Annotated in this window: 12 protein-coding genes; 8 read left to right on the top strand and 4 right to left on the bottom strand. The window is 73.8% G+C overall.

Annotated features, from left to right (window positions below):
- Window positions 1–133: 133 nt before the first annotated feature.
- From OG520_RS21015 to OG520_RS21005, 3 genes are all read left to right on the top strand, one after another.
- Window positions 134–1,222, top strand: coding sequence for an LLM class flavin-dependent oxidoreductase (locus OG520_RS21015; protein ID WP_406014174.1), 1,089 nt, complete (start codon window positions 134–136; stop codon window positions 1,220–1,222).
- A gap of 4 nt (window positions 1,223–1,226) precedes the next feature.
- On the top strand, window positions 1,227–1,898 hold the full coding sequence (locus OG520_RS21010; protein ID WP_406014173.1) for an FMN reductase: 672 nt from the start codon (window positions 1,227–1,229) through the stop codon (window positions 1,896–1,898).
- A 119-nt stretch (window positions 1,899–2,017) separates the two neighbouring features.
- A complete protein-coding gene (locus OG520_RS21005) occupies window positions 2,018–2,440 on the top strand; it encodes a universal stress protein (RefSeq protein WP_072487767.1) in 423 nt (140 codons plus the stop codon).
- 72 nt (window positions 2,441–2,512) lie between these two features.
- Here OG520_RS21005 and OG520_RS21000 read toward each other — a convergent pair whose 3' ends face one another.
- The 3 genes from OG520_RS21000 to OG520_RS20990 form a co-directional block, all read right to left on the bottom strand.
- The gene (locus OG520_RS21000) at window positions 2,513–4,213 is read right to left on the bottom strand and encodes a hypothetical protein (RefSeq protein WP_406014172.1); all 1,701 of its coding nucleotides are present in this window, start codon (window positions 4,211–4,213) and stop codon (window positions 2,513–2,515) included.
- The gene (locus OG520_RS20995; RefSeq protein ID WP_406014171.1) at window positions 4,188–4,976 is read right to left on the bottom strand and encodes a hypothetical protein; all 789 of its coding nucleotides are present in this window, start codon (window positions 4,974–4,976) and stop codon (window positions 4,188–4,190) included. The genes OG520_RS21000 and OG520_RS20995 overlap by 26 nt, the downstream gene beginning before the upstream one ends.
- A gap of 104 nt (window positions 4,977–5,080) precedes the next feature.
- Window positions 5,081–5,815: a hypothetical protein gene (locus OG520_RS20990; RefSeq protein ID WP_406014170.1), complete on the bottom strand. Its 735-nt coding sequence runs from the start codon at window positions 5,813–5,815 to the stop codon at window positions 5,081–5,083.
- A gap of 412 nt (window positions 5,816–6,227) precedes the next feature.
- Between OG520_RS20990 and OG520_RS20985 the strand changes: the two genes are divergently transcribed.
- Window positions 6,228–6,932, top strand: coding sequence for a 4Fe-4S cluster-binding domain-containing protein (locus tag OG520_RS20985; RefSeq protein WP_406014169.1), 705 nt, complete (start codon window positions 6,228–6,230; stop codon window positions 6,930–6,932).
- Here OG520_RS20985 and OG520_RS20980 read toward each other — a convergent pair.
- Window positions 6,907–8,199, bottom strand: coding sequence for a macro domain-containing protein (locus tag OG520_RS20980; RefSeq protein WP_399328588.1), 1,293 nt, complete (start codon window positions 8,197–8,199; stop codon window positions 6,907–6,909). The two genes, OG520_RS20985 and OG520_RS20980, sit on opposite strands and share 26 nt — an antisense overlap.
- Before the next feature lie 119 nt (window positions 8,200–8,318).
- On the opposite strand from OG520_RS20980, the gene OG520_RS20975 reads away from it, so the two are divergent.
- From OG520_RS20975 to OG520_RS20960, 4 genes are all read left to right on the top strand, one after another.
- On the top strand, window positions 8,319–10,682 hold the full coding sequence (locus OG520_RS20975) for a protein kinase domain-containing protein (RefSeq protein WP_406014168.1): 2,364 nt from the start codon (window positions 8,319–8,321) through the stop codon (window positions 10,680–10,682).
- Window positions 10,679–12,352, top strand: coding sequence for a hypothetical protein (locus tag OG520_RS20970; protein WP_406014167.1), 1,674 nt, complete (start codon window positions 10,679–10,681; stop codon window positions 12,350–12,352). The genes OG520_RS20975 and OG520_RS20970 overlap by 4 nt, the downstream gene beginning before the upstream one ends.
- 69 nt (window positions 12,353–12,421) lie before the next feature.
- Entirely contained in the window at window positions 12,422–14,491 is a 2,070-nt protein-coding gene (locus OG520_RS20965; RefSeq protein WP_406014166.1) for an AAA family ATPase, read from the top strand.
- Window positions 14,488–15,078, top strand: coding sequence for an FHA domain-containing protein (locus OG520_RS20960; protein ID WP_406014165.1), 591 nt, complete (start codon window positions 14,488–14,490; stop codon window positions 15,076–15,078). The genes OG520_RS20965 and OG520_RS20960 overlap by 4 nt, the downstream gene beginning before the upstream one ends.
- The last annotated feature ends 10 nt before the right edge of the window (window positions 15,079–15,088 follow it).

Here is a 15,088-nt window from a genome sequence, read left to right as displayed (position 1 = left end):
GTCCCGCGGGTCCCGTCCAGGGTACGCACCGCCCGGGAGCGGCCCCGTGGAATAGGCCGAGGTGGTGCTCCGTTGTAGGGTGTGTTCAAATAGTTCAACGTTCAACAAAACTAGGTTTCTGGAGGCGGACGCCATGCAGTTCGGGATCTTCACCGTCGGGGATGTCACCACCGACCCGACGACCGGCCGGACGCCGAGCGAGCACGAGCGGATCAAGGCCACCATCGCCATCGCGCAGAAGGCGGAGGAGGTCGGCCTGGACGTCTTCGCCACCGGTGAGCACCACAACCCGCCGTTCGTGCCCTCCTCGCCGACGACCACGCTCGGCTACATCGCCGCCCGCACCGAGAACCTGATCCTGTCCACGTCCACCACACTGATCACCACCAACGACCCGGTGAAGATCGCCGAGGACTACGCGACGCTCCAGCACCTCGCGGACGGCCGCGTCGACCTGATGATGGGCCGCGGCAACACCGGTCCGGTCTACCCCTGGTTCGGCAAGGACATCCGTCAGGGCATCCCGCTCGCCATCGAGAACTACGCACTGCTGCACAAGTTGTGGCGCGAGGACGTCGTCGACTGGGAGGGCAAGTTCCGTACGCCGCTGCAGTCCTTCACCGCGACCCCGCGCCCGCTGGACGGCGTCCCGCCGTTCGTCTGGCACGGCTCGATCCGCTCGCCGGAGATCGCCGAGCAGGCCGCGTACTACGGCGACGGCTTCTTCCACAACAACATCTTCTGGCCCATCGAGCACACCAAGAAGATGGTGGGCCTGTACCGGCAGCGGTACGCGCACTACGGGCACGGCACCGCCGAACAGGCCATCGTCGGCCTCGGCGGCCAGGTGTTCATGCGGAAGAACTCGCAGGACGCGGTACGGGAGTTCCGCCCGTACTTCGACAACGCGCCGGTCTACGGACACGGGCCCTCGATGGAGGACTTCACGCAGCAGACCCCGCTGACCGTCGGCTCGCCGCAGGAGGTCATCGAGCGGACCCTGTCCTTCCGGGACGCCGTCGGCGACTACCAACGCCAGCTGTTCCTGATGGACCACGCGGGACTGCCGCTGAAGACGGTCCTGGAGCAGCTCGACATCCTCGGCGAGGAGGTCGTCCCGGTACTGCGCAAGGAGTTCGCCGCCCTGCGTCCGGCCGGGGTCCCGGACTCCGCGCCCGTCCACCCGGCCGTCGCCGCCCGCACCGCCACGAAGGAGGTCTGAGACCGTGTCCACCACGTCCGGCGTATTCGCCACCGAGCCCCTGCGCATCGTCGCCGTGTCGGCCGGGCTGAGCAGCCCGTCCTCGACCCGGCTGCTGGCCGAGCGGCTGGCCGGTGCCGCCCGTGAGCGGCTACTGGCCGAGCAGGACCGCACGGTCGAGGTCCAGGTGATCGAACTGCGCGACCTGGCCGTCGACATCGCCAACCACCTGGTCACCGGCTTCCCGCCGGCCGCCCTGGACGGGGCGATCAAGGAGGTGGCGGAGGCGGACGGGCTGATCGCCGTCTCGCCCGTGTTCACCGCCTCGTACAGCGGACTGTTCAAGTCGTTCTTCGACCTGATCGACAACACGGCACTGACCGGCAAGCCCGTCGTCATCGCGGCGACCGGCGGCACCGCCCGCCACTCGCTGGTCCTGGAACACGCGATGCGCCCGCTCTTCGCCTATCTGCGGGCCACCGTCGTACCGACGTCCGTGTACGCGGCGTCGGAGGACTGGGGCTCGTCCGGCGACGAGTACACCGACGGCCTGCCCTCCCGCATCCGCCGGGCGGCCGGCGAGCTCGCGGCCATGATCACGGGCGGCCGGGCGGCCTCCGGGGCACCGAGGACGCTCGGGCTCGACGACGAGGTGGTGCCGTTCGAGCAGCAGCTCGCCGACCTCCGCCTGGACTGAGGGACCCGCCGACGGAAACCTTGTACCGGTTTGATTAGAGTTGGACCGAAAGGTGCGTCGTACGAGTTCGCCTCGTACGACGCGTCCGCGCACTGAGCCGAACCGAGCTGGAGGCAGTGATGGGCAGGATCGTGGTGGGCGTTGACGGTTCCGAGTCGTCGGTCAAGGCGTTGCACTGGGCCGTACGCCAGGCGGAGCTGACCGGTGACACGGTGGAGGCCGTCAACAGCTGGGAGTACCCCGCGACGAGCTGGGCGTCGATGATGCCCGGCATGCCGGAGGACTTCGACCCGCAGGCCCTGGCGACCGTGGCCCTCACCGAGACGCTGGAGGAGGCCCTGGGCGCCGAGGGCGCGGCGGCGGTCAGCAAGATCGTGGTGATCGGCAACCCGGCCCAGTCCCTGCTGGACCGCGCCGAGGGAGCCAGCCTGCTCGTCGTGGGAGCGCGCGGCTACAGCGGCCTCAAGGCGACCCTGCTCGGCTCGGTCAGCCTCCATGTCACCCAGCACGCACCGTGCCCGGTGACGGTCGTACGCGGCTGACGACGGACGGGGCGGGTCCGCACGACCAGGTGCGGGCCCGCCCTTTTGCGTACCGGTCCGAGATGCCGGCCCTCACGCGCCCCGGCCGGCCGGGGGCCCGGAACGGCGCGGCAGCAACGGCCAGGTGGCGGAGAGCTTCATCGCCGCCTCGGTCACCGCGGGATCGCTCGACCGCTCCATCGCCCCTTCCAGAAAGGCATGGGCCGCCGCCTCGTACAGGTCGTCCGTGGCCCGGACCCGGGCTTCCACCGCCTCCCGGCGCTGGGCCGAACGGTCCTGCGCCGACCGGTCGAGCGAGCCGGCCCGGTCCGCGGCGGCGCGGGCCTCCTCCCGCTGCCTGACCCTGTCGGCCCGGCGTTCCAGGGCCGCGCGGTACGCGTCCAGGTAGGGGTGCTCCTTGAGCAGCCCCAGCAGGAAGCCGATGCCGCCGGACAGGAAGAGCAGGGCCACGAACATCCAGGTGATGGTGTGCGGGGTCAGATGGAGGCTGTCCACCAGTGTCGACGGTGTGAGGAGGTCCTTCGCACCGTCGAAGCCACTGATTTGCGACGGGGCGTCGATGGGGTCGGGGTGCTTGAGCACCAGCCTGGCCCGCAGGTCGCCCAGGGCCCATCCGGAGAACCCCCAGACCCCCAGCAGGGCCAGCGCCGGAAGCGCGGCGGCCTTGACGGATCCGGTCGCCGCGCGGCTGCGCAGGGTCCGCCCCGCCAGGTGCGGCAGGAGCACCATCAGTACGGCGGTGGAGATCGCCAGCGTGCCGGACAGGAAGTCGGCGCTCTTGCTGCCCGTTCCGTGGAAGGGCTGGAAGGCGATCCAGTAGATCGGTATCTCGACCGCCGCGATGGCGAGCAGCATGGCCCAGGTCAGCCACGCGGGCATGCCCGGACGTGCCGGCATGCCTTCCCAGCCCGGGTCGGACGGCGGAGCCAGGTCGCCGAGGAACTCCGCCTCCCGCTCCTCCCTCGGGGCGGGGCCACGGCCGGTGGGCGGCCGGCCGGCGTCCGCGTCCCCGGCGGGATCGAGCGACTGCCAGTCGTCGTCGGCCGAACCGTCGTCGGCCGAACCCTCGTCGGGCACCGGCGCGGGGCCGCGCCGCCCGGCGGGGGCCCCGTCGTCGCCTCCGGGCGGCGTCCCCTCCGGGCGGGACGCCGCACCGCTCTCCCCGGTGGCCTCCGCGTCGGGGAACCGGGCCTGGATCCACCGGAGTTCGACCCGCTCCCGGACACCGTCCCGGAACCGTTCCCACCGCACCGCACGGGCCGCGAGCCGGTTCAGCTGGCGCCAGGACGACCGGACCTGTTCGTCGGCCTCCCGCAACAGCTCGTCCTGCAGCCGGCTCTCCACCTCGGCCGCTTCCACGTCCGACCTGGCGCGCGCGTCCCGCAGGAGCGCCGCCTCCTCCATGTCCGCCGCCTGCTCCCGCAGCTGCGCCTGCAACATGTCGCGCACCGAGGCGAGTTCGGCGAAGTAGGGCACCCGGCCGCCGCTGTCGAGCACCCAGGGGTCGAGTGCGCCCGACCGGGCGGCCCGGCCGCGCACGGCGGGCCGCCTCCGGCCCGTGACCGCCCCGGCCCCACGCTTGCGGGCATCCTCGATCAGGCGCCGCTGCTGCCGGTCCGTCAGGACCAGAGGGTGGCGCGTGGGCCCCGCCTCCGGCTCCGCGACCCGGCGGTCCGCGCCCCGGCTTCCGGCCCCGGCGCGCAGCGGCCCCGGAATCCTGAGCCGCCGCCGGCGCGGCTCCCCGGGGTCACTTCCGGTAGTCGTCGTGGACATGCGCCTTCGCCCTCCCGCTCAGGATCTCGGACCAGAACGCGTCGAACGGCCGGTACTCGCTCGGCCTGGCATCGTGGCGCATGCCGTAGCCGACGGGATAGACGTCCATCCCGGCGATTCCCGGTACGCCCCTGTCGCCGAGCAGGGTGTCGACGGCCCGCTCCCGGCTCTCCTCCGTCGCGATCTCACCCACCCTCAGCGTGAACTCCTTGTCGGCCTGCTCGAAGTCGCTCACCACCAGCAGGCTCGGCGTCCCCTTGCCGGACGGCATGGCGTCGCCGATCCGCGCCAGGCCCCCGAGCACATCCGAACCCCCTTGTGTGCGGGCGCACTTCAGCATGGTGAGCGCGCCCGTGAGCGCCAGGACCCGCGACGACCTGCGCATGCTGTCGCGGTCGGAGGTCTCGTCCCCCGGCGGATCGAGGTCGATGTCCCCGACCCGGCAGGAGGAGGTCTGCGAGGACCGGGTGACCGGGGCGAACGCCAGCGTGCCGCAGTGCCGTTCGGTCAGGAAGGGGACCAGCGTGGACTTGAGTTTCGCCTCGGCGTCGAAGCCCCGGCTGCCGGCCGCTCCGGAACCCGAACCGTCGATGACCAGCCCGCAGGGCGTGCGGAGTTCATCGCCCCCGGAGGGCGAGGAGCAGCCGGCGACGGCCACGAGCGACGCGGCGAGCACCAGGGCCGAGGCGGCGCGCCGGAAGCGGCCGGATCGGTGTGGCGGCCCGGCGACGGGCGGACGGCCGGGCGGGTGGGGCACGTTCATCGCTCTCTCCGTGTTCGTGCGATGGTTCACGGTTTCCTGGAATTCGCCGGTGGTGACCGGTCGCTGCGCGGCGCGCGCCGGTGGCACGACCGGTGTCGGGCGGGTCATCCGCGCCCCCGTCCCGGGCCCGCCGTCGCCCTGTGCGGGGCGGCGGGATCCGCGCCCCGCACGGGCTGGGCGTCGAGGATGGCCAGCGCACGGGTCACCGGGTGTTCGGTCCGGCCCCGGGCCGGGGCGGCCCACAGCCCGCCGTCCACCCGCAGCCAGTCGTCGGTGTGCTGCCAGGACTCGTCGAGAACGATGTGGCCGGGCAGCAGGTGCGGGTGGTCCAGCGGGAACGGCCCCTCCCCGGCACGTGACTGAAGGTTCGTCAGGACCGCTGTCCAGTAACGGGCGAGCCGCTGGTTGGCCTCGTGGGTCAGGACAGCGGCCCGGCCCCGGCACACGCCCGCCGAGGCCCGCCACACACCGATGAGTTCGCCGTACCGGGCGAGGGCGGCCGGCGCGGGGGCCTGCCGCACGTCGTACTGGGTGACCACCCGCACGGACTCGGCGTGGATCCGCGCACACAGCTCGCGTTCGTCGTGCAGCAGCCGCGAGCGCAGCTGGTCGGCCCCGCGCGAGGCACTCGCCCGTATCCCCTGCACATGGGGGGTCAGCAGTTCCGGGTACGGATCGGCGGCGCCCCGCGGCAAGGTGTCCGGGTGCGGCAGCGAAGCGAGCCGGGCCCGCAGACCGGGCGCGTCCCTCCGGCCCTGATACCTGTCGTGGAATGCGATGATCCGGCCGACCCAGGCATACCGGGCCGGACTTCTGAAGCGGTTCGTGTCGATTCTCATGGCGGAATCCCCTTCCCCCGTGCAGCCGCCCTCCGGCAACCGCCTTTTCTCCGTTCGAGCGCGCTCCGGCGGCTTCTCTCGCACGGCATGGTCCGGTCCGTCGCCCCCGCCGCACCCGCCCCTGGCGGTTCACCGGAAGAACCCCGAAGCTGAATCGGGGAACGGAGCGTAGCCGACCGGGTAAGGGAAATTCCCGGCCTTTCGACCGCGCATTCGGCTCCGCGGGAATTTCCCGGAACACATCCGGAAGGGGCCCGGAAAGCGACCGGAACGCACCCGGAAACGCCCGGAAATCCACCGGAAGAAATGTGCCGCGCCCCGCCCGTTCGCTCGATACTCGTTTCGGACGAAGTCTCCGGCGCCTGCTCGGTGTTGCCGGAGCGGACGGCTCGGCGGGAAGGGGGGAGGACGGATGCGGGTCAGGGTCGGCGGGACGCACTTCCCGGTGGAGACGCTGGGGCCGGGCCCACGGCTGGGCATCTGGCTGCAGGGCTGTCCGCTGGCGTGCCCCGGTTGCATGTCGCGGCACACCTGGGAGCCGGAGAACGGCGAATCCATGGACGTGGCGGAGCTGTTGGAGCTGTGGCGGGCCGCGCTCGCCCGCGGCGCCGCGGGCCTGACGGTGAGCGGCGGCGAGCCGCTCGCCCAGCCCGCGGCCCTGGCGGAACTGCTCCGGGGCGCCGCCCTGCTGCGTGCCGCGTGGACCCGCCCCGGCGCGACCGACGACGGCCTCCCCGCCGATCTGCTGGTCTACACCGGTTACGAGGAGCCCGAGTTGGACGCGGCCCGGCGGGCCGCCCTGGCGCCGGCGGACGCCGTGGTGACCGGGCGCTTCCGGATCGCCGAACCGACCGGGCTGGTGTGGCGCGGCTCCGCGAACCAGCGGCTGACGCCGCAGAGCGGCCTCGGCCGGGTCCGGTACGCGCCGCATCTGGACCGGGAGGCGGACGGGCCGACGGTACAGGTCGTCGTGGAGCCGGCGCGGGCGTCCGACGGGCCGTCCGGTCCTCCCTCGGTACGGCTCTTCGGAGTGCCGCGACGAGGAGAACTCACCTATTTCGAAAGGCAGTTGAGAGAGCGTGGGCTACGACTCAGGGGGCGGAGCTGGCGGCCGTGAGGAGTTTCGCCAGTTCGGGGCGCTGGGCCACCAGGTGCACCGTCCAGGACGGATCGCGGCTCAACTCCTCGTGGACGGCCCAGCACAGCCAGCGCGCCGCCTTCTCCGGCGGCAGTCCGTGCCCCGCGCCGAGCAGGGGGAAGCAGAGGGAGGAGAGCGGCGGGTCGTACCTGTCGCGTTCCGCGCGGGCCAGCCGGAAGCTGGCCGAGACCGCCTCGGCGAGGACGTGCGGATCGACTCGATAGCCGTGTCCGTCGCTCGTGGGGGAAGCGACGGCCGCGTGGTGGATGCGGCGCACGCCGCGCTCGGCGAGGGCTCCCGGCGAGGTCGGGACGACGGTGCCGGGGCGCACCGGGAGCCCGGACCGGCCGTGGGCCCGCATCCACTCGACCAGTTCACGGGCGAGGACGTCGTCGACCGTCTCGCCCGCCTCGTCGCGGATCGCGGCGGCCCTGCGCAGCGAGCCGGACACGGTGGAGCGGAACGTCTTGGACATCTCCAGATAGATGTTCTCCGAGGACACCAGGATGTCGATGTCCCGCAGCAGTTCGATGGACGCGACGTGCACGGTGACCCGGTGCACGGCGGCGGCCGACAGCGGTGGTCCGGTCAGCCGGGTCGGCGGGTCGGGCACCGGCTCCGGCGTCCGCGTCACCGGACCGCCTCCGCCACCGTCCGGGCCGGGCGGGCCGGACAGACCGGGCAGACCGGACGGAGGCGGTCCGGTGATGGCCGCCCGCGCCACCGCCAGTACCGCGAGCGCCAGTTCCGCGATCACCTCCTGCTCCTGGCTCTTGCGGAAGCGTTCGGACGTGACGCCGTAGACGGCTGCCGCGGCCTTGCGGCGTTCCTGGCCCGAAACGCCCCGCCAGTCCGGCAGCAGCCCGAAGGTGTGGGCCGCCGCCCTGGCGAGCGGGTCGCCCCGGGTGCCGTCGGCGGACAGGGTGCGTCCGCCGAGATGCCGCACTCCGGCCTTCAGCAGCGTCTCCACTCCGGCGGCCTCGTCGTCGAAACCCCCGCTCAGGCCCGCGGCGACGGCCACTCTGATCAGGGCCTCGGGCCGCAGGGTGCGCAGGCCGGCCAGACCGGGCCGGCGCAGCGCGCGCAGCTCCGCGGCCAGCCGCTCGGCGCCGGGCAGCGGCGGAAGCACCCGGCCTCCGGCACGGGGCGGCTCACCGGGTGGCCCCGCGGTGCCGGGCGATGTCTCCGAGGGCGCGGGCCCGAGGGGTTCTGGAGCGGACGAGGAGGGCTGGGTCTCCTGGCTCATGGCCGACACGATATGCCCGCCCGTCCGCCCGCGGGAGGTCCTCTGGACAACCTTGTCCGGCCGGGCGGTACGGCCACCGTCCCCGCCCGGCCCGGCCCCGTCATCGGAAGGCATGTCGCATGACTGTTCCGCCGCCCACGGAAGTGGAAGTCGACGAGGCCGGAACCGGCTACCGCGATCCGCGCGACGCGGAGACCCGCAAGGGGCTGGACCGGGTGCCGGCCGCACTGGGCGGACGCTTCGACCTCACCCAGGTGCTGAGCAGCGTCCACCGGCCGTCCCAGGCCGTGGTGCTGCGGGTCAAGGACCGGGAGGCCCGGCACGCGTCCGCCGACGTCCCCCTCGTACTGAAGTGGTACCACCACCGGTTCGGCCCCGACCCCGGCGTCCGCCGCGTCCTGGCCGAAGGGCCGGGCGGGCCGGTCGCCGGGCTGCTGGAGAGCGGCACCGCCGACGGCCACCCCTACGACCTGACCCTCTCGTACGGCGAGACCGACCTCGCCCGCTACCACGCCGACCACCCCGGGCCGCTGCCGCCCGCCCTGGTCCGGGCCGTCGTGGAACAGCTCCACGCGGCGCTGGTCGCGGTGCACGCGCGGGACATCGTGCACCGCGACGTCACGCCCGACAACATCATGGTGCGGATCCAGAACGAGGACCGGCCCGAACTGGTGCTGATCGACTTCGGCGCGGCGGTGCACGAGCCGCAGCACGACCGGCCGCGCCGGCGCGGCTGGGTGGGCAAACCTCTCTACCTCGCACCGGAGGCGGCCCCGCACCGGCAGGCCGTGACCCCCGCCGTCGACTGGTGGTCCCTCGGCATGGTCGTCGCCGAACTGGCCGGCGGCAGCCACCCGATCGACTTCCGCGGCGACGAGGAGGTGCTGACCGAGGTCGCCACCCACGACCCCGAACTGCCCCTGGTGACCGACCCCCGCCTGCTGATGCTCTGCCAAGGACTGCTCACCCGCGCACCGGAGCACCGCTGGGGCGGCGATCAGGTGGCGGCCTGGCTGCGGGGCGAATCCCCACCGACGGCACCCCGCACGTCCGGTGCCGCACCGCACCACCTCCCGCCCCGGCGCACGCTGCGCCCCTTCCCCTTCATGGGCCGGGAGGTCACCGGCGCCGAGGAACTGGCCCGACTCCTGGACGTCAACCGCCTCGCCACCGGACGACTGCTGGGGCGCCGGAACCGGCGGGCCGAACTGGTCGAGTGGCTGGGCCAGTTCATCGACTCCCCCGGCCGCAGCTCCGAGGAGAGCGAACGGCTCGTCGCCCTGCGCGCGGAACTCGCCGAACCGCCGGACGCCCGGACCACCGCTCGGCTGATCAACTGGCTGGGCCCGCGACTGGAGGTCTCCTACCACGGGGTCCCCCTCGACACCCTGGGCATCCGGCAGCTGACCGAGGCGGTCACGGACGGCGACGCCGAGGCCCGCGCGGTACTGACCGATCTGCTGCGGCACGAACTGCTGCCCCTGCTCGCCGAACGTCCGGGCGGCGCCGGACTCGACGAGGTGCACCGGCGGTGGTCCGCGCACCGGGCCGCCTGGCGGCCGCTGACCGACGAGATCCTGTCGCGGCGCGGCGGACCCCGCGACCGCGGCGCCGCCCGCGCCCGGCTGCGCAGCACCGATGCCGTCGACGCGATGCTGCTGCGGCTCGCCCACGAACCGGGGCGGGTCACGGCGGAACTGGCACGGGGGGCCGCCGCGGTGCGGGCCGCCCTGGCCGTGCCCGTCGACTGGTACACCCGGCTCGCCGCCGATCCGGACGACGCCCTGCGGCTGATCATCGCCCGGCTGCTGACCGGTGTCGCCACCGACGAGGCCGCGGCGCGCCACGGGGAGCTGGCCGAGGCGGAGGCCGCCCGGCTGCTGGCCGCCGACCAGGACGCCACCCTTGTCTGGCTGCGTCGGCTGGAACGCCCGGCGATGCTGGGCTGGGCGCTGCTCGGGGCCACTACGGCCACCGTGCCGTGGGGGTTCGTGATCGGCCTCGCCGATGTCCTCGGACGGGCCTCCCAGCAGGCGGTCGTACTCGCCTGGGCGCAGGCCCTGCCCGCCGCCGCCGCGGTGTTCGCCCTGGAGCTGTCCGCCGCGGCGTTCATCGGCCCGCCCCACTACCACCCCCGGCGGTCGCTCGCCGGGCGGCTGATCGCCACGTCGGAGCGCCCCGCCCGGTTCGCCCGGTCCCGCGGCCTGCGCACCCTGCTGCCGTCGGCCGCGCTGCTGGCCGCGGCGGTGGCCCTGGGGATCTACGCCGTCACCGTCGCGCCCTGGGCCTGGCCGATCGGCACCGTCGTGGCACTCACCGTCTGGACGGTGCACCGCACGGTCTCCTGGCGCCGGGAGCTGAGCCGGCTGCGCGCCGGGCGGGCCGCGGACCGCACCGGCCGTCCGCGGGGCGTCGTGCCCGCGGGCCCGGCACGCGCGTACCGGCCACACCATCCGCTGCCGCCGCCCGGAGGAGACCGATGAGCACCGGAGTCGCCCTGCCCTCGATCAGCGAGGTGTTCCCCGCGGTGGACTACGCACCGGCCGGCCAGTCGGTCGGCGATCTCGTCCCGCACGCCCAGGCCTTCGCGCACCCCGGTGTCGCCCATGTGCCAGGGGCCGCGGACGCCGTCCACCAGGCCGCCGGGCACCTGACCGACGCGGCGGCCCACGGTCTGCATGAGCTCCTCGCCCCGGCGGCCGTCGCCCTGGGAGCGCTCAGTGGGGCGCTGCTGGCCGGACGGGCCGCCCTCGTCACCACCCAGGTGCTCGCGGCGGCGGCCGTACGGGCCGCCGAGGAACAGGCGTGCCTCGAACGCCGGCAGGAGGCGTCCGCCGCTGCGGCCCAGCAGTGGGAGGTCGCCGCCTTCGCCGCCGCGCGGGCGAACGCACGGCGGGAGGCACTGCTCGCACGGGTAAGGCGGGCAGCGCGGGCGGCCCCGCCCGGCACTCCCCCGCCGCCGCCCCCCGGGCTCCCCGGCCCCCTCGGCCCGGTGGGCATGCCCCTGGCCCGGCTGCGCGAGCGACTGGCCGTCCTGGACGAGCGGATGCGTCACGCCGAGGCCGCGCACGCCGACTGGGTGCAGCGGGCGAGCCGGAACGTCTTCGCCGGACCGGAGGACGACGCCTGGCAACGTGAACTGCGGGCCCGGCGCGCCTCGGTGCTGCACGAGCACCGGTCGCGGCCGGACGCCGCGCGGGACGCGGACCCCTCCGTCGCGCGCCGGGAGGACGAGGCCCTGCCGCAGCCGCCCGCCGCCGAGGAACTGCGGCACGAGGACGCCGTGCGGATCGGGGCCGAACTGCTCGCCCGGCTCGACGTGGCCGCCACCGCCGAGGACGCCGCACCGGCCACCGCCGCGGTGCGGCACGCGCTCGCCGCCGCCGCGACCCGCCCGCTCAAGGCCCGCACCCATCTGCGCGAGGCACGCCGCTTCGTCGCCGACACCAACCGTGCCGTCCGGGCCCGCCGGGCCGCCGAGGAACGGGCCGCCGCACAGCTCCACTTCCTGGAGACCACGGCCCCGCAGGGCACGGACCCGCTTCCGCCGGCCCCGGCCGAGACCGCGCTGCTGCGCCGGGTGCTCGACGAGGGCCGCCGACTGGAACCCCACGAGCAGCAGCAGGTGGACGACCGGGTGTCGGAGCGGCTGGCGGAGCTGGAACGCCGGTACGTCGAGCGGATGCTGCGGCTCGCGATCTCCGGCACGGACCGCTCCGAGGGCCGGGGGGCCGACTCGTCGCACCCACGCGACCGGCTCGTCCGCTTCGACTGGACGCCGCCCGGCTGGGGCGAGGAGCACTGGCTGCGGATCGTCCTGGACGGGGAGCACGCGCGGGTGGCCACCATGCGCCGCGAACGGCCCGGTGCGCGCGACAGCGCCGCGCTCGCCCGGGACGCCGAACGGTGCCACCGGGCCGGCGACCACGTGGACCGGCTGCGGGAGATCGCCCGACAGCTCGGCGTCGCCCTGGACTTCGTCTTCGAGGAGAGCGGCACCGTACCCGGAACACGGGGCGAGGAAGGCGTTCTCGTGCTCGACGAGGACACCGTGGGCGCGCGGCCGGAAACGTCCGGGAACACGCACGACGGAAAACGGCGCCGGGACGAGGACCGGCCCAGGCACCGCACGGCTCCGGCCGGCGACCGCTGACCCCACCGGTCGGCCGACGCCCCGCCGTCGCGGAAAACGTGAACACGATCGAGGATGCGGAGGAAGGGTGTGGACACCCACAGCACCGAGGACACGCGGTCCCACGACTACCGCAAGCACCGTCCGGGCCACGACGGACCGCCCGCCGAGGTCCGGGACGGCACGGAGGAGGGCGGGCCGGAGCGTGCGGTGCCGCTGTTCGTCGAGGAGCTGACGAGCACGCTGGGCGTGCACTCCCAGTACGTCCTGCACGGCAACATCCAGGACCTCCACCTGGTGCGTCACCGTTCCCGGGACGCCCACCACCCGTTGGTCGAGGTCGTGTGGAACGCCCTGCGCAGGCTGGGGTACCAGGCGCTGATCCGCTACGACCAGATCCGGGGCTTCCGCGTCGTCACGGGCCCCGAACAGCTGATGGTCGAGGAACTGCTGCATGTCACCCGGCAGTCCGGCGGCCGGGACCGGCACCGCCCGCCGGTCCTCATGGAGATCGAGCCGCTGCTCCACGGCATCGTCACGGGCTGGGCCGAGCACCGGCGCGCCGGCCACGGCAACGGCCGGTCGGCGGCGCCCCTCCGGGTCGCCCTGCTCGTCGAGCACGCCGCCCGGCTGACCACCGATGTCACCCGGCTCACCGAGTCCGAGCGCGACTTCTTCGTGGCCTGCCTCAAGCTCGCCGAGCAGGCCGCGCCGGTCCCGCTGCCGCCGGGCGTGCTGTCGCCGTCCGCGAGCCGCGGCGCCGCACCGCTGTTCAACCCGGTCATCTGGCTCACCGAGGGCGAACGCGATCTGCCGAACTGGCTGGTCTCCGGGAGCGAACGCATCCGCACCATCGCGGTGCCGGACCCGGACGCCGACGAACGCCGGCGGATGGCCGCCCTCCTGCGGCACGAGCACACCGGGCCGGACGACGACGGGCACCGCACCGGTGGCGGGGTGACGGGCAAGGACCCGGTGGACGCCTTCGCACGGGCGTCCGTCGGGCTGCCGCTGCGGGCCATGCGGCAATCCCTCGACCTGGCCCTCTCCCGGGGCATTCCGTTCGGCGCCATGCCCGACGCGGTACGGATGTACCGGCTGGGGGTGGAGAAGAACCCGTGGCGGCGCGACGAGATCCGGCAGCGGATCATCAAGGGCGAACGCACCGTGCCGGAGCGGGTGCTCGGTCAGGAGGCGGCCGTCTCCATGACGCTGGACATCCTCAAGCGGGCCGCGATGGGGCTCTCGGGCTCCCAGGCCACCAACCCGGGCCACCGGCCGCGTGGCGTGCTGTTCTTCGCGGGCCCCACCGGCACGGGCAAGACCGAGCTGGCCAAGGCCGTCGCCTCGGTGCTGTTCGACAGCGACCAGGCGTATCTGCGCTTCGACATGAGCGAGTTCTCCTCCTCGCACTCGGCGGACCGCCTGGTGGGGGCCCCGCCCGGATACGTGGGGTACGAGGCGGGCGGAGAGCTGACGACCGCGGTGCGCGGCAATCCGTTCCGGGTGATCCTGTTCGACGAGATCGAGAAGGCCGACAAGGGAGTTCTCGACAAGTTCCTCCAGGTGCTGGAGGACGGCAGGCTCACCGACGGGCAGGGCGTCACCACGTACTTCAGCGAATGCGTGCTGATCTTCACCTCCAATCTGGGGGTGCAGCGCACCGACCCGCAGACCGAGGAACGGGAGTGGATCGTCCGCCCGGGAACCCCGTACCGGGAACTGGCCCGGACCGTGCGGCTGAACGTGAAGCGTCACTTCGAGCACGTCATCGGCCGGCCCGAGCTGATGAACCGGCTCGGCGGCAACGTGGTGGTCTTCGACTTCATCTCCGGCGAGGTGGCCGAACGGATCATGAAGCTCCAGATCGACAACATCCGGCGCCAGTTGCTGGCCGAGCACAGCATCTCCCTCGAACTCTCCCCGCACGCACGGGCCCAGCTGACCGAGTACTGCACGCACGACCAGTGGAACGGCGGCCGGGGCATCGGCATGACGCTGGAGACGCACCTGATCAACCCGCTGGCCCGCGCCCTGTTCGCCGACCCGGCGATCGGTGCGGGCTGGACCGTGTCGGTGCGGGAGGTCCACGAGCGCGACGACGGCCGGGTGGAGATCCGTATCGATACGTCGCCCGGCTTCTTGCCCGGTCAGCGATGACCGCGCCGGTCCGGGGCACCGACGGGGACCGGGACGACGGGCACGACGGTTACGAGGGGTACGACGGGTACGACGACGACTGGGAATCCGTACCGGACGAGGAGGTGCGCGGTCCGGTCCAGCCTTCCCCGGACACCGCCGCCGGCGTGCGCTGCCCCGGCTGCGCGGCTCTCGTGCCGCCCGGGACCGCGCGCTGCCCACGCTGCCTGGCCCGGATCGGCGGCGAGGGCGGCGGGACGGCGCCGCCCGGCACCCGGGTGGTGCTGCACTTCGACACCCTGGCCCTGTCGCTGCCCGTCCTGCCCGGGGAGCTACTGAGGCTCGGCAGGGACCCGGACTGGGCCCCCGCCTCGGCCGGTGCCTTCAAGGACCTGCCCGTCGTGTCCCGTCGGCATGCCAGTGTGAGCGTCGATCCCGACGGCACGGTCTGGGTCACCGAGGAGACCGACGGAACCGTGAACGGCACCTGGGTGAACGGCGGTCACCTCCTGCCGGGTGAACGGCACCGGCTGCGCCACGGCGACCGCCTCCAGCTGGGCCACCGGGTCGGCTGCACCGTCCGTATCACGGGGGACCGGCCCTGCTGAGGCGGCGCCG

Source organism: Streptomyces sp. NBC_00984 (genome assembly GCF_045162475.1).
Classification (GTDB): Bacteria; Actinomycetota; Actinomycetes; order Streptomycetales; family Streptomycetaceae; genus Streptomyces.
This window is presented reverse-complemented; position numbering and strand designations above follow the sequence as displayed.

Bases quoted from the DNA above. Each gene is read 5' to 3' on its own strand.
- OG520_RS20980 (WP_399328588.1), bottom strand. From the start codon at position 8,199: ATGAGCCAGGAGACCCAGCCCTCCTCGTCCGCTCCAGAACCCCTCGGG.
- OG520_RS21015 (WP_406014174.1), top strand. From the start codon at position 134: ATGCAGTTCGGGATCTTCACCGTCGGGGATGTCACCACCGACCCGACG.
- OG520_RS21005 (WP_072487767.1), top strand. From the start codon at position 2,018: ATGGGCAGGATCGTGGTGGGCGTTGACGGTTCCGAGTCGTCGGTCAAG.
- OG520_RS21000 (WP_406014172.1), bottom strand. From the start codon at position 4,213: ATGTCCACGACGACTACCGGAAGTGACCCCGGGGAGCCGCGCCGGCGG.
- OG520_RS20995 (WP_406014171.1), bottom strand. From the start codon at position 4,976: ATGAACGTGCCCCACCCGCCCGGCCGTCCGCCCGTCGCCGGGCCGCCA.
- OG520_RS20975 (WP_406014168.1), top strand. From the start codon at position 8,319: ATGACTGTTCCGCCGCCCACGGAAGTGGAAGTCGACGAGGCCGGAACC.
- OG520_RS20970 (WP_406014167.1), top strand. From the start codon at position 10,679: ATGAGCACCGGAGTCGCCCTGCCCTCGATCAGCGAGGTGTTCCCCGCG.
- OG520_RS20960 (WP_406014165.1), top strand. From the start codon at position 14,488: ATGACCGCGCCGGTCCGGGGCACCGACGGGGACCGGGACGACGGGCAC.
- OG520_RS20985 (WP_406014169.1), top strand. From the start codon at position 6,228: ATGCGGGTCAGGGTCGGCGGGACGCACTTCCCGGTGGAGACGCTGGGG.
- OG520_RS20990 (WP_406014170.1), bottom strand. From the start codon at position 5,815: ATGAGAATCGACACGAACCGCTTCAGAAGTCCGGCCCGGTATGCCTGG.